Source organism: Streptomyces sp. NBC_01268 (assembly GCF_036240795.1).
Lineage (GTDB): Bacteria > Actinomycetota > Actinomycetes > Streptomycetales > Streptomycetaceae > Streptomyces.
In genome coordinates this window covers 355,318-368,504 of record NZ_CP108454.1, presented here as the reverse complement: position 1 = coordinate 368,504, position 13,187 = coordinate 355,318, and the positions used below count along the sequence as shown (strand labels likewise).

Genomic DNA, 13,187 nt, shown 5'->3' with positions numbered 1-13,187 from the left:
GGAGTCCTTCGCTGTCGACGCCAGGTTCGTGCGGCAGGGCGGCCGGCCCGGGGTGGCCCCCCGCGCCGCGGGGCGGAGCGCGGCCGGGTCGCGAGGGCGCGGGCCGTCAGCCCCGCCGCGAACAGCGCGGCGAGCACGAAGAGGTGGAGGAATGCGGGCATGACGCGACATCAACAGCAAGCACCACATCATGTCCAATATCTGGATCAAGAGAGAATCAATCAATATTTGATATGGTTGCTGCTCGTGGACATGGTCGGGCATGTGCGGTGCTTCGTCGCTGTTGCAGAAGAAAGACACTTCGGACGGGCCGCGGCGCGCCTGGGGATGGCTCAGCCTCCCCTGTCCCAGCGGATCCAGCGCCTGGAGAAGGAACTCGGCGTACGGCTCTTCGAGCGGACCAGCCGCCAGGTCACCCTGACCCGGGCCGGCGCCCTCCTCCTCGGCGAAGCACGCGCCCTGATCGCCGGCTGCGACACGTTCACGGCCAGTGCCGCCCGGATCAGGGACGGCCACCGGGGACTCCTGCGCGCCGCCCTGCCCTCCGGCATCGGTGGTGAGACCGTCGCCGCGATCCTGGCCGAACTGCAGGAGCACCACCCCGGCCTGGAAGTCGAGCTGCACGAACTGAGCACCTCCGACCAGCTCGCCCGCCTGGCCTCGCACGACCTCGACGCGGGGCTGATCCACCACCCGTGCGACGTCGCCGGACTGGAACTGGGCCCCGTCCTGCGCTGCGAACTCGGCGTCCTCCTGCCACCCGCCTCGCCACTCACCGCACGCGACGAGGTGCCCTTGGCCGCCCTCACCGGACACGGCCTGGTCCTCTTCCCCCGCGCCGACGCACCCGCCCTCTACGACGACATGCTCACCACCTGCGCCCGAGGGGGATACACCCCGGGCCTGATCCGCCACGGCCAGGGCGACAGCTTCGTCCGAGGCCTGATCCTCTCCCTGAACGCCGTGGCCTTCGGCCCGCAGCCGTCCCGCCCCACGGTCGGCCCGCCGAGCCCCGACGTCGTCTGGCGGCCCCTTGCCGACGCTCCGCTCGCCTGGCGCTACTCGGTCGCCTGGCCGCGCGACCGCAAGGACGCCGCCGTCACCGCCTTCGCGGACGCGACTCCCAAGGCACTGAGCCGCACCACCCGCATGTCCGACGACCTGCCGCCGCGCCCCCTGCACCTGCGCCCCGCATCGGAGTACTGGCTGTGAACCCCGTCCCGCTGATCCACAGCGCTCTCGGCGAAGCAGGAGCCACCGGCTGGCTCCACGCCGTCGACATCGACAGCGGCGCGGAGGTCAACGTCGGCGCAGACCATCCGGTCGTCACCGCGAGCGTCCACAAACTCTGCCTGCTCGTCGCCCTGCACCAGCAAGCCGAGCAAGGCCTCCTGGACCTGACCGAGCAGGTGGAATGCCCGCCCCAGCCCCGTGCCACCGGGCCCACCGGCCTGTCCGCCATGCTCGACCCGGTCCGCATCTCACTGCGCGACGCCGCCTACCTCATGACCGCGCTCAGCGACAACGCCGCCGCGGGCCTCCTCCTCGAACGCGTCGGTCTCGACGCCGTCAACGCCACCACCGCAGGACTGGGCCTCACCCGCACCCGTGCCCTCCACTCGTTCGCCCAGGTCCTCGCCACCATCCGGGACGACGCGGGCCCCGGCGGTACGCACGCCCTGGCCGACCCCCGTGTCATCGCCCGCCTCCGCGCCCTCGACCCCGCCCGCACCAACCACAGCACCCCCCGCGACATGACCACGCTCCTGCGGGCCCTGTGGCGCGACGAGGCCTGCATGCCCGAGCACGGCGCGGCGATCCGCCGCCTCCTGGGCCTTCAGGTCTGGCCCCATCGCATGGCCTCGGGGTTCCCGTTCGACGACGTACACGTCGCCGGGAAGACCGGCAGCCTGCCCACCCTCCGCAACGAGGTGGGCGTCATCGAGTACCCCGACGGGGGCCGGTACGCGATCGCGGTCTTCACCCGCGCCGCCAACCCCGCAGCCACGCTCCCCGCCGTCGACGCCGTCATCGGAACCACCGCACGCATCGCGGTAGACAGCCTGCGCAGCCGGTAGCCGACGGGAATCCCCGCCGTCGCTCGACGGGTGAACGCCGGCCGGGGCCGGCCGGGGCCGCGACGTTCGAGCGTGTCCGGGCGCCGAAAGGGGCAGGTGTGGCAGGCCGCTCGGGAGCGCGTGAGAGGGGCGTGAGCGGACAGGCGCCGACCATGAGACCCACAGGGAAGACCCGGCACGGTTCGGGACGAGGTGAAGGCCGGCCGTCCGAGCCGGGTCACGGCGAGGCGGCAGGCCCGAGCCCTGGTGTCGAGGAGCGGGCGCCGGACCGGCTCTCCGAGCTGCCCAGGGGGTCCTGGCGGGCGGTGCTGCGCGGGACGCTGACGGAGTTCAGGAACGACGAGCTGGCCGACCGCGCGGCGGCGCTGACCTATTACGGGGTGCTGGCTCTCTTTCCGGCCCTTCTGGTCCTGGTGTCGCTGCTGGGCATCGCGGGCGAGTCGGTCACGAGCCGGGTGCTGGCGAGTCTGGAGAGGCTCACGCCAGGCGCGGCCCGCGAGGTGATCAGCGACGCGGTACGGCGACTGCAGGACGACGGCGGCGTCGGCTCGCTGCTGGCCGTCGTGGGTCTGGTGGTCGCGATCTGGTCCGCCTCCGGATACGTCGCCGCGTTCATCCGCGCCTCGAACGCCGTCTACGACGTGCCCGAGGGCCGCCCGGTGTGGAAGGTGCTGCCGCTGCGGCTCGGCCTGACCCTGACGCTCATGGTCCTGGCCGTCGTCGGCGCGCTGATCGTGGTCTTCACCGGCAGTCTGGCCCGCGAGGCCGCGGCGGCCCTGGGGGTGGGGGACACCGGGATGACGGTGTGGTCGATCGCGAAGTGGCCCGTCCTCGTCGTCCTGGTCACGGTCATGATCGCGCTGCTCTACTGGGCCGCGCCGAACGCGAAGGGCCGAGGCTTCACGTGGGTGACCCCGGGCTGTCTCCTGGCGCTGGTGATCTGGATGATCGCCTCGGCCGGATTCGCGTTCTACGTCGCGAACTTCGGCTCGTACGACAGGACGTACGGCACGCTCGCGGGCGTGATCGTCTTCCTGGTGTGGCTGTGGATCACCAACCTGGCCGTGCTCCTGGGTCTGGAGTTCGATGCCGAGATGGTCAGGCAGCGGGCCATCGCAGGTGGGTTCCCCGAGGACGAGGAGCCGTACGTCGAGCCGCGGGACACCCGGGCGTGGAACGACGAGGACCGACGCCGGGTGGAGTGAGGGGCTCCGGCCCGGGCGGCGACGACTCGGGTACGGGGTTGCCGACGGGCCGCGGGGTCATCATCACCGCCCGGTGGGTGACCGGCCGGTTGCCGGGTAGGCGCGTCAGGGACACCCCACGGCGAGTGGAGGAAGGTGATGAGCCGATGAGCGCCGTCGAACGAGGTCGCGGCCACGGCGGCGACGAGCCGGTGAGCCCGATGCCCGTGACACCGACGGCCCCACAGTCCTGTACCCGAGCAGACCATCGACAGCGTCAGGCCGACGTGGCCGGGACCGAGGAGAGGGCACACCTATGAGCCACCATGCCGAGGACGGCGCATCCGCACCGGGTACGGCCCGACCGCGCGAGCAGGTCAGGCGCACCCGTGACGAACACGGCCGCACCGTGGCGGTGCCGGCCGGCAAGGCCGACGTCACGGCGCAGGCCAGGGAGAGGGCGCACGCGCTCAAGGAGCAGGCGGCGGGGGCGGCCACCCTCGTGGCGGACCGCCTCCGGACGACGGTGGCGCAGGCGGCCGAGGTGGTCAAGGACAAGACGCCCGACCCGCTCGTCGACCGGGCAGCCCACGCCGCGGCCCGGGTCCGTCACGGCAAGGTCCCGGCCGGGTACCTGACGGCCGTCAAGATCCCTGACCAGGTGCGCGCGAGGGTGGCATCGGCCGGGACCACCGCACGATCCCACCGCGCCCCCGTCCTGGCCGCAGCCGCCGCGACGATCGCGGTGCTCCTGTTCCTGCGCCGCAACCGGAGGCCCCAGTGAAAGCATCCAAGATCGCCTACAAGCCCGTCGGGCTGGCGCTCGGCGCAGTCAGCGGGATGGCGGCCGGTGCCGCCTTCAAGCAGGCCTGGAAGCTGATCGGCCACGAGGGCGACGCTCCGGGCGCGACCGACGAGGACCGCACCTGGCAGGAGGTCCTGGTCGCCGCGGCCCTGCAGGGCGCGATCTTCGCCGTGGTCAAGGCAGCCGTCGACCGGGGCGGGGCGACCGCCACCCGGCGTCTGACCGGCAGCTGGCCCGGCTGACGAGACGTCCCCCGCCTGCCCGATCGTCCGGCACCGTGCGTGACCGCGGGCCGGTCGACGGCGCGAGTCAGCGCTACCTCGCCGCGCCCTAGCGCACCGGGCGGCGCCCGGTGCGCCGGAATCGGAGGGCCCCCAGGGTCAGCGCGGTGGCGAACACGAGGACGCCGATGACCAGGAGAGAGAGCAGTCCGTCGACGACCGCACCGACGATGCCGAGGACGATCGCCACGATGACGAGCAGCAGTACCCAGACCATGAGCGCTTCTTCCCGCCGTTCAGCGCCGGGCCAGACGTCGCTCGCCGCCGACGCCGGGCCGGTACTCCAGCTCGTAGTGCGCGAACACCTCGGGTTCCCGCTCGGCCGGCAGCACCCCGTCGGTGTCGATGGCCGGTGCGTCCTTCACCGAGGACTTGGTGAACGGGACCCGCACATAGCCAGGGCCGACCGTGGCTTCGCCGAGGGGTACGAAGACCAGCCGGTGCCGGGTCGGAAGGCCGATGGTGACGGTCGCGAACGACGGTTCGTCGGTGGCGGTGTCCACGTAGACCGACTCGAGCGTGCCGATCTTCTTCCCGTCCGCGTCCACGACGTCATGCTCGCGCCATTCCCGGATGTCGGCGATCTGGATCATCCATCGGCCTCCGTTCGATGCCCGGACTCCATCATGTGGCCGGATGTGCCCTTTCGCCCTGCGGACAACACGGTCATCGGTGTGACGGCCGCGGGCGGTCCGGCCCCGGAAGCGCTGCGACGCCTGCTGCTGCAGGAACGCCGGAACCAGCGGGATCACCGCCTCCGGGACGCCGACACCCTTCGTCCTCGGCCCGCCAGGAGCATCCTTGGAGGCATGGGCACTGCCCCGATCATCGTCCACCCACCCTCACCTACGGGCGGCCGCAGGGTCACCGTCCGCCAGGGCGGCATCCTCGGGCTGGCCCACAGCGACCAGGACGTCACCGAATTCCTGAGGCGCGCGGGCCTCGAAGACGCGGAGCCGCTGCTCGACGACCCCCGCTGGGTGGAGTGGCGCGGCGGACGAGCCCACACGTACGAGGCCGCCTGACACCGCGCCCCGCCGCGGGTCGCGGAGCCGGGCCCCGCACACCCACCGTACGCAGGCGGACGGATGTCGGTGGGGGCAGGAACCGAGTACCTCGTCACTCAGGAGGAATGGGACGGGCACGGGCACCTGGCGAGTGTCGACGGGCACCCTGCGGGCCCGGGACTCTCCTGGTGGGAGCTCGCGCACCTCGCCGGCACGTCCGACCTGGACGCCCCCGGTGTCCACGAGCCCCATGCCCGCCTGCTGCTCCTCCTGCCCGCGCTCCGGGTCGGTGTTGATCAGGGCTGCCGGTGGCGGGGCGGGTGTAGGCGTTCGCGTTGAGCGTGCGGAGCCGGGCGAGGACGGTGTCGGCGGCGGCCTGCCGGGGGCTGACCGTGCCGGGTGGGCGGACGGTGATGAGCCCTTGGCGGCGGGCGGGGCTGGAGTCCCAGGTGGCGGTGCCGCCGGTGGGCGGGTGCCAGGTGAGGCGGGTGGTGAACGGTCCCGCGCCTTCGGCGCGCTGGTCAGGCTGGTCCACAGGCAGACAGCAGACGGCCCGCCCCTCGTAGGCCGGGTGCAACGCCGTCGGCCGGGGAGGGGGGCATGGTGCGTTCCTGCGGGTGCAGGATGCGCAGGCCCTGCCGGCTCGGCGGGGCCTGCGCGGTCGGTGGGTGGGGTGTGGCGGCCGGCGTTGCTCTCGCGGCGCCACTTCACCGGCGGCGTGGGGCGGTCGGCCGCCGCCCCTCGGCTGTCGGGGCCCGATGGTGCGGGCCCGAGCGGGCTACTTGGGCATGAGGACGGTGTCGATGATGTAGACCTCGGCGTTGGCGGTCCTGACGTTGCCGCAGACCACGTGGGCCGTGCCGTTGACCTTGTAGGACTGGCCGGATCCGGTGGTGGTGATCATGCCCTTCTGGAGGGTTGCGAACGTGCCGTTCTCGAGTTGCTTCGGGGTCAGCTTCTCGCCGACGACGTGGTACGTGAGGATGTCGGTGAGGGCGGCCTTGTCGGCGAGGACCTTGTCGAGGTCGGCCTTCGGGATCTTCGAGAAGGCTTCGTTGGTCGGCGCGAAGACGGTGATGTCCTTGGCGTTGTTGAGAGTGTCGACGAGTCCGGCCTTCTCGACCGCGGTGACCAGGGTCGACAGGGCCGGGTTGTGGGACGCGGCAGTGGCGACCGGGTCCTTGGCCATGCCGTCGAAGGAACCGGCACCTTCCTGGGGAACCCCGGCGCATGCCGGGCCGAAGGGCTGGTCACCGGTCATCGCCTCTTCGGAGGGGGAGCTCGCCTCCGTCCGCGCCTGGTCCCCGGCGGCCGCGGTGGGACCGGCCTTGGTGTCGCCGTCCGCGTTCGAGCAGGCGGCCAGGGAGAGGGGGAGCAGGGCTGCCGCGGCGACGGCGATCGCGGTGCGGCGGATGTTCATGCTGTTCATGACCTTTTACTCCTTGAAGAGCTGTCCGTACGGGTGGTGAGGGGCGTGGGTCGAGCTGCCGGGCGTGCCCTGAGGGCGGTCCGGTGGTCTAGGGGACGGTGACGAGAACGCTGTGCCGGCCGCTCGCTCCGTCGGGGACGGTGGGAGCGCGTCGTCCGGTCTGGATCCGGCCGCTGCCGTCGGTGGCGCGGACGGTGATCGTGTGTGCGCCGGGAGCGGCGTTCCAGCGGTAGGACCACTGGCGCCACGTGTCGATGCTGTCCTGGGCAGCGAGGTCGGCGTCCTGCCAGGGCCCGTCGTCGATGCGGATCTCGACGCGGGCGATGCCGCGGCGCTGGGCCCAGGCGACGCCCGCGATCGTGACGGTGCCGGCGGCGGGCCGGGCGAAGGGCCGGGGGGTGTCGATGCGCGCCTGGGTCTTGATCGGCGCCCGGCGGGCCCAGGCGCGCTTGACCCAGTACGGGTCGTAGGCGTCGAAGGTGGTGAGCTCGATGGACTCGATCCACTTGCAGGCCGAGACGTATCCGTACAGCCCGGGGACGACCATGCGGACGGGGAAGCCGTGGGCGAAGGGCAGGGGTTCTCCGTTCATGCCCACGGCGAGCATCGCGTCGCGCCCGTCCATGACGTCTTCGACGGGGGAGCCGAGCGTCATGCCGTCCACCGACCGGGCCACGAGCTGATCCGCCGCGCCACCGTGGGAGGGCGGCCGGACACCGGCTTCCCGGAGCAGACCGGCGAGGGGCACGCCGAGCCAGCGGGCGTTGCCGACGTAGGGGCCGCCGACCTCGTTCGAGACACAGGTGAGGGTGATGTCGCGTTCGATGAGCGGGCGTGCCAGGAGCTGGTCGAGGGTGTACGTACGCGGACGGGTGACGCCCTTGCCATGGATCCGGAGCCGCCAGGTCGCGGCGTCGACCCTGGGGACGGTCAGGGCGGTGTCGACGCGGTAGAAGTCGCGGTGGGGCGTGAGGAAGGAGGAGATGCCCGGCACCCTCGACTGCGCGCCGGCCGGAACAGCGGGGGCCGGGGAAGAGGGCTCGGGCAGGACCAGCCTGTCCCGGGACACTCCAGCCCCCTGACCCTGCTGCGCGGAAAGGAAGCGCCCGAGCACACCTGCCGACGTCGCCGTCACCGCGGTGACGCCCGCCGCGACGAGGAAACCGCGCCGGTCCCACACCGCGGACTCGCCCCCGCGGCCGGCCGGGGCCTTCACGGCGGCTGCTTGAGAGAGCAGGACGTACAGGGCGAAGGAACCGGCCAGGCCCCCGGCCATCGAGGGGAGCGCGTCACCGGTGCCGCTGGAGTCCGGGCGGCCCAGGGCCGCGACGGCGCCGACGGTCCCGAACAACAGCACGCCGGCGGCGGCGAGGCGTCGATGGCGCAGGCCGATCACACCGAGACCGACCGCGGCGAGCCCGAGGACGGCGAGGATGCCGAGTCGCAGGACGGTCTTGTCGTCCTCGCCGAACGTGCGGATCGCGAAGTCCTTCACCGGGGCCGGAGTCCGGTCGATCAGCGCGCCGCCCACCACCGTCACCGGTCCCGAGGCCGGCCGCCCCAGCCCGGCGACCAGCTCGGCCACGGCGAGCGCCGTGGAACCGGCCAGAAGCCCGGCCGACGCGCCCGTTGCGGCGCGGGAAAGGGTGGTGCGGAAGCTGCTCACACCCGGCATTCGGCAGGCCCCGCCCAGCGGATGGGTCCGCCCCCCGGACGAGTGAACACTCCGCCCCGAGTCGTCTCACGGAACGGCCGTGGAACAGGGGGTACGGACGCGAACATTCCCCCCGGCACGCGCGGCATCCGTCGGGCGCCCCCGCCCCGAAGTGTCCGTAGGAGACCTCCGAAGCCGGAGGACGCACGACACACGCTGATCGACGCACACGCTGATCGACGAGCTGGAGGCGCTGACTGCCATGACGGTGTGCCCCCGCGAACGGTGCCCGACTGCCGGAGCCCCGGCAGGAGTTCTGTCCGTGCCGCCGACGCGGGGCGTCGCGGACATGCCGGAATCGGCATCGCGCCGCCCGCGGCACCGGCCATGGGGGAACACCAGACGGATCCCGCTCCCGTGCCCTCGCCGCTCCCGCTCCTTCCACGGCCGGGTCCGCGAGTCACGGATCCCCCGACCGGTCCGCCGGGCAGAGGCACCAGCCACGACGCGGCCACCCATCCGCGCGCCCGCCCGCTACGAAGAACCCCCGACACACCCACGCCTCCCCTGGTGGCCGGCCCGGCACGCGGGGCGGCACCAGCACCCCTTGAGCGACCAGTCGAGGACCGACATGCGATGGACACCCCGCCCCCCGGCGGCCCTGCCCGACCACCCCTTCACCTCCTCACCACGTCCGGAGCCGCGCCGGTGACACAACCGCACCCCTTCGCCGCCGGTCGCCGCGGCGACTCCGCCCGCAGCGACCTGGCCGAGGTCATGCAGAAGGTCGCGCACGGTGACAAACAGGCCTTCGCCGTCCTCTACGACGGCCTCGCACCCCTGGTGTTCGGGATCGTGATCAAGGTCGTACGGGATCGTGCGCAGTCGGAGGAGGTCGCGCAGGAGGTGATGATCGACCTGTGGCGACAGGCAGCGCGCTACCGCCCGGACGCGGGCTCGGTCACCACCTGGGCCGCGACCCTCGCCCATCGGCGGGCCGTGGACCGGGTCCGCTCGGCCCAGGCGGCCTCCGACCGCGAGCACGCCCAGGCCGCCCGCGAACACACCACCGCCTTCGACGAGGTCGCCGAACAGGTCGAGACCCGGCTGGAGTCCGAGCAGGTCCGCCGCTGCCTGCGCGGCCTGACCGAACTCCAGCGGCAGGCGGTCACCCTCGCCTACTACCAGGGGCTGACCTACCGTGAAGTCGCCGAAGCCCTGCGCACGCCTCTTCCCACCATCAAGACACGCATGCGCGACGGGCTCATCCGGCTCCGCGACTGCATGGGGGTGACCACATGAAACACGACGCAACCGACGCCCACACCCTCGCCGCCCCCTACGCCCTGGGCGCACTCGACCCGGCCGAACGCCGCGCCTTCGAAGCGCACCTGCGCACCTGCGAGGCATGCCGGCAGGAAGCCTCGGAGTTCGAGGCCACCGCTGCCCGCCTGGCGGCCGCCGTCTCCCAGACACCCCCCGCCACAGCCAAAGCCGCGGTCATGGCCGCCATCGACGGAGTGCGCCGGCTTCCGCCGCGCATCCCCGCCCAGGCCACCGCCCCCGCCTTCGGCAGCGCCCTGCGCCGCAAGGCCCTGCCGCTGGCCCTGGCGGCCGGCGTGGCCGCGGCCGTACTCGGCGGCGCCACGGTGTGGCAACTGCGGCACACCCAGGACCTCGAACGGCAGGCCCGCCAAGCCCAGCAGCAACTCGACGCGGTCAGCGCCGTCCTCGCCGCACCCGACGCCCGCACCGCCCACGCACGGGCCGCCAACGGAGCACTGACCACCGTCGTCGCCTCCGACCGGCAGCACAAGGCGGTCTTCACCGCGGCCAACCTGCCCGCACCCGGCGCCGGCAAGACCTACCAGCTCTGGCTGGACCACGACGGCACGATGCGCCCGGCCGGCCTGATCGACCACGACGGCACCGTCGTCCTCACCGGTGACCCCACCGAAGCGGGAGCCGTCGGCCTCACCCTCGAACCCGCCGGAGGCTCGCCCCAGCCCACCACCAGCCCGCTGCTCCTGATGGCCCTCCCCGCCTGACCAGGAGAGCTTCGGTCGCGAGTCCCTCCCCTTCCAGGAAGCTGTCGTGCGGCGCGACGCTTCTCCGTCGCGAGGCGCCGTCGCGGGACGCGGCGGCGCGTCCCCGGTCCCCGTCGCCCCGATGATGCGATCACGCCACATCCGCGTAATTCCGTCAATTCGTCGAAGGGCGCTGGACGGGTGTCGGCGCGGGCCGGTTGTCTCTGGTCGATCCGGCTGACGGGCGTGATCCGAGGGGGGTTGCACGATGGCAAGGACGGGACGGCGGCAAGGACCGGTGAGGGGAGCCAATCCGGCGGCGGACGAACTCGCCGGATTCCTGCGGGACATCACCCCGCATCTCACCGTACGCGAACTGGCGGATCGTTTCGGCGGAGGGCGGACGTTATGGAGCGAATACCGCTCGGGTGCTCGCGTCACGCCGCTGGGCAGGCTCAACGCGGTCGTACGCGACCGATTCCGGGATGCGCGGGGGCGTGCTGCCATGTTGGAGCGCGCCCGGGTGCTGCATGACGCGGCGCTGACCGCGCAGGCCGCCGCCGATCCGGAGCTGTCTCCGGGCGAGGCGCTCCGGCGCGCCGAGGCGGCGGCCGCCGATGCCGCCGTGCTCGTCGAGGTACTGCTCGCCATCATCCGGCTTCTTCAGGGCCCCTTCCTGGCTGCGGGGTCCGGCGGGGGAGCGGTGCTCGGGGTCGACGAGCCGGGCGACGCGGACAGGAACAGGCTTCCCCTGGTCGCGGCCGTGGTGCGGTCCACGGCCGTCGTCCGCGCGGACGACGCCCTGGCGCGCCTCGCTGCCGTGCGGGAGGTGCAGGTCGCGGCCTTCCGCCTGGCCGACGAGATCGAGCCGGGCGTGGTGAGGGGGGAAGCGGCCGCGGACCATGAGCACGTCCTGGCGCTCGCGCGGCTCGCGTGCCTGCTCCAGCACCACGGGGACGAGGTGCTGGTGCTGCAGTGGCGGATCAGCGGGCAGGCCCTCGGCCCGTACGCCGCCGAGCTGGTGCCCTGGGCCGTGCCGGTGAGCCGCGCGCTCGCGGCGGGCGGCGCGGCGCGGAGCTTCCTGGAACGGGTCGGCGACGGCTCGAAGGGGAGTCGGTCAGGCGGTCTGTACGCGGCAGGCGTGTTGTGCCTCGCTCTGGTGTCCGCGGCAGCCGGTGTGGTGATCGCGGGTGGGCGGGCGCCCGCCGCGGACGTCGCCGGTGACGTGCCGCCCCGCGTGAGTGTCACGATGGTGATGCCGTCCCCGGGGCTGCTCCCCTCGGGTGGCGCGGGCGGTGGTTCGCCGGCCGCCGCGACGCCGGGGCCCGGCTCCGCATCGCCCACCTACGCGAACGCCCTTCCCGGAGGGCCCGGGAAGCCGCAGCGGACCGCTCCGGCGGCCCCGCCCCCGGACGGTGCCTCGGCGCGCCCGACATCCGGGGCGTCGCCCTCCGCCTCGGCCACCGGAGGTCATGGAGTTCCGGGCCGGCATGCCGCTCCTCCGCTGCCGGACGGCCTGTTCCGGCTGACGGGCGTGGCCAGCCGTATGTGCCTGTCCACACCTCGGAACAGCGACATTCCCGCGGCGGGAATGGTGCAGACCACATGTGCCGCGGACGCGGAACAGTTCTGGCGGCTGACGCCGGAGAAGACCGGGCGGGAGGGGACGGTGTACGCGGTGCGCAACCGGTTCAGCGGCCTGTGCCTTTCGGTCGACGCGGCGCGGACGACGGACGACGCGATCATCACCCACTACCCGTGCGGCGACGAAGCCGGGCTCTTCCCCGATCAGTTCTGGTCCTTCCGGTACCGTCCGTCGCACCGCGCGTGGCAGTTGGTCAACCGCAACAGCGGGAAGTGCGTCGCGATCCGCCCCGGTGGCGCCGACCTGGAGCAGGCACTCCAGTCGACCTGCGCGGACGACCCGTGGATGCTGTGGCGCCCCTGAGGCTCGTGCCTGACGAGCCCCGTTGTCCCCGGACAAGCCGTTGTCCGTTCGAGTGACGTCTCTGACCTGCGGTGATGGCAGCGTGCCGGTCAGGACAACCCTGTGTGCCGCCACCCTCGTCGCAGATCGGGAAGGCCGCCGTCCACACCGCGTCGACGGGGGGTGGTGTGGCCGGCGGCTCGGACATGCCACAGCAGGGAGAACCCACTTGAACGGCAAGACGACCCATCAGCCCATGGATCCGCCGTCGTCGCGGCGTGGGGCCCGCGCCCGCCGCCTCGCTTCGACGGCGGCGGCCCTGTGCCTCACCTTCGGCGCTTCGGCGGGGCTGGCCGGAGAGGCCTCCGCCACGGCCACCGCGTGCGCGGGGTTCGGCTGCGACGACCACAACCCGAACATCCAGACCTGGCAGAGCGGCCCGGGCAGCCAGTTCGACATCCCCCACCCCTTCGGAGGGCTCTCCCTCCGTCTGGGCACGACGGACGGGGACCGGTACGCCTGGGCGCGCGCGACCTACGCGACGGGCAGCGGCGGCGGGCACGTGTACGTGAACCGCCGGAACTACGGGGGCGGCGGCTTCGAAGGCGGTCTGGGACCGCGTGAGCTGGGCCAGACCAACTGGACCACGTCCGCGGGCACCAACACGATCGCCACCTGGTCCGGGATGTACTACGACCCGTCCTACAAGCAGGTGCAGGCGTGCGTCTACCTGAACGCCGACGGCCGTTCCTGGTGCACGCAGTGGTTCCCGTTCTGACTGCCGACACCCGAGGA

General features: G+C 72.8%; 14 protein-coding genes. 10 read left to right on the top strand and 4 right to left on the bottom strand.

The window, feature by feature from the left end:
* The first annotated feature begins 246 nt into the window (after nt 1–246).
* From OG309_RS01615 to OG309_RS01595, 5 genes are all read left to right on the top strand, one after another.
* The gene (locus OG309_RS01615) at nt 247–1,212 is read left to right on the top strand and encodes a LysR family transcriptional regulator (RefSeq protein ID WP_329417625.1); all 966 of its coding nucleotides are present in this window, start codon (nt 247–249) and stop codon (nt 1,210–1,212) included.
* Entirely contained in the window at nt 1,209–2,078 is an 870-nt protein-coding gene (locus OG309_RS01610; RefSeq protein ID WP_329417622.1) for a serine hydrolase, read from the top strand. The genes OG309_RS01615 and OG309_RS01610 overlap by 4 nt, the downstream gene beginning before the upstream one ends.
* 152 nt (nt 2,079–2,230) lie before the next feature.
* Nucleotides 2,231–3,283 carry a YihY/virulence factor BrkB family protein gene (locus tag OG309_RS01605; RefSeq protein WP_329417620.1) on the top strand — a complete coding sequence of 351 codons (1,053 nt, stop codon included), beginning with the start codon at nt 2,231–2,233 and terminating at the stop codon, nt 3,281–3,283.
* 295 nt (nt 3,284–3,578) lie between these two features.
* Nucleotides 3,579–4,046, top strand: coding sequence for a hypothetical protein (locus OG309_RS01600; protein WP_329417618.1), 468 nt, complete (start codon nt 3,579–3,581; stop codon nt 4,044–4,046).
* Nucleotides 4,043–4,309, top strand: coding sequence for a DUF4235 domain-containing protein (locus OG309_RS01595; RefSeq protein ID WP_329417616.1), 267 nt, complete (start codon nt 4,043–4,045; stop codon nt 4,307–4,309). The genes OG309_RS01600 and OG309_RS01595 overlap by 4 nt, the downstream gene beginning before the upstream one ends.
* Nucleotides 4,310–4,397: 88 nt before the next feature.
* On the opposite strand, the gene OG309_RS01590 is transcribed toward OG309_RS01595, so the two are convergent.
* A complete protein-coding gene (locus OG309_RS01590) occupies nt 4,398–4,565 on the bottom strand; it encodes a hypothetical protein (RefSeq protein ID WP_329417613.1) in 168 nt (55 codons plus the stop codon).
* Between the two features lie 19 nt (nt 4,566–4,584).
* Nucleotides 4,585–4,941, bottom strand: coding sequence for a PRC-barrel domain-containing protein (locus tag OG309_RS01585; RefSeq protein WP_329417610.1), 357 nt, complete (start codon nt 4,939–4,941; stop codon nt 4,585–4,587).
* Nucleotides 4,942–5,157: 216 nt separating this feature from the next.
* On the opposite strand from OG309_RS01585, the gene OG309_RS01580 reads away from it, so the two are divergent.
* Nucleotides 5,158–5,373: a hypothetical protein gene (locus OG309_RS01580; RefSeq protein WP_329417608.1), complete on the top strand. Its 216-nt coding sequence runs from the start codon at nt 5,158–5,160 to the stop codon at nt 5,371–5,373.
* A gap of 760 nt (nt 5,374–6,133) precedes the next feature.
* Here the strand turns inward: OG309_RS01580 and OG309_RS01575 are convergent.
* Both OG309_RS01575 and OG309_RS01570 read right to left on the bottom strand, forming a co-directional pair.
* Nucleotides 6,134–6,784: a fasciclin domain-containing protein gene (locus OG309_RS01575; RefSeq protein WP_329417606.1), complete on the bottom strand. Its 651-nt coding sequence runs from the start codon at nt 6,782–6,784 to the stop codon at nt 6,134–6,136.
* A gap of 88 nt (nt 6,785–6,872) precedes the next feature.
* The gene (locus OG309_RS01570; RefSeq protein ID WP_329417605.1) at nt 6,873–8,459 is read right to left on the bottom strand and encodes a molybdopterin-dependent oxidoreductase; all 1,587 of its coding nucleotides are present in this window, start codon (nt 8,457–8,459) and stop codon (nt 6,873–6,875) included.
* Between the two features lie 615 nt (nt 8,460–9,074).
* Between OG309_RS01570 and sigK the strand changes: the two genes are divergently transcribed.
* The 4 genes from sigK to OG309_RS01550 all read left to right on the top strand — a co-directional run bounded on the left by sigK (nt 9,075) and on the right by OG309_RS01550 (nt 13,170).
* Nucleotides 9,075–9,740 carry an ECF RNA polymerase sigma factor SigK gene (gene sigK / locus OG309_RS01565; RefSeq protein WP_329417603.1) on the top strand — a complete coding sequence of 222 codons (666 nt, stop codon included), beginning with the start codon at nt 9,075–9,077 and terminating at the stop codon, nt 9,738–9,740.
* Nucleotides 9,737–10,486, top strand: a complete 750-nt coding sequence (locus OG309_RS01560; protein ID WP_329417601.1) for an anti-sigma factor — start codon at nt 9,737–9,739, stop codon at nt 10,484–10,486. Before sigK ends, OG309_RS01560 begins: the two co-directional genes overlap by 4 nt.
* 484 nt (nt 10,487–10,970) lie before the next feature.
* A complete protein-coding gene (locus OG309_RS01555; RefSeq protein WP_329417599.1) occupies nt 10,971–12,413 on the top strand; it encodes an RICIN domain-containing protein in 1,443 nt (480 codons plus the stop codon).
* Between the two features lie 208 nt (nt 12,414–12,621).
* Nucleotides 12,622–13,170: a hypothetical protein gene (locus tag OG309_RS01550; RefSeq protein ID WP_329417597.1), complete on the top strand. Its 549-nt coding sequence runs from the start codon at nt 12,622–12,624 to the stop codon at nt 13,168–13,170.
* Nucleotides 13,171–13,187: the final 17 nt, after the last annotated feature.

Coding starts and splice junctions, on each gene's coding strand:
- OG309_RS01605 (WP_329417620.1), top strand. CDS start 2,231: ATGAGACCCACAGGGAAGACCCGGCACGGTTCGGGACGAGGTGAAGGC.
- OG309_RS01600 (WP_329417618.1), top strand. CDS start 3,579: ATGAGCCACCATGCCGAGGACGGCGCATCCGCACCGGGTACGGCCCGA.
- OG309_RS01590 (WP_329417613.1), bottom strand. CDS start 4,565: ATGGTCTGGGTACTGCTGCTCGTCATCGTGGCGATCGTCCTCGGCATC.
- OG309_RS01585 (WP_329417610.1), bottom strand. CDS start 4,941: ATGATCCAGATCGCCGACATCCGGGAATGGCGCGAGCATGACGTCGTG.
- OG309_RS01580 (WP_329417608.1), top strand. CDS start 5,158: ATGGGCACTGCCCCGATCATCGTCCACCCACCCTCACCTACGGGCGGC.
- OG309_RS01575 (WP_329417606.1), bottom strand. CDS start 6,784: ATGAACAGCATGAACATCCGCCGCACCGCGATCGCCGTCGCCGCGGCA.
- OG309_RS01570 (WP_329417605.1), bottom strand. CDS start 8,459: ATGCCGGGTGTGAGCAGCTTCCGCACCACCCTTTCCCGCGCCGCAACG.
- sigK (WP_329417603.1), top strand. CDS start 9,075: ATGGACACCCCGCCCCCCGGCGGCCCTGCCCGACCACCCCTTCACCTC.
- OG309_RS01560 (WP_329417601.1), top strand. CDS start 9,737: ATGAAACACGACGCAACCGACGCCCACACCCTCGCCGCCCCCTACGCC.
- OG309_RS01555 (WP_329417599.1), top strand. CDS start 10,971: ATGTTGGAGCGCGCCCGGGTGCTGCATGACGCGGCGCTGACCGCGCAG.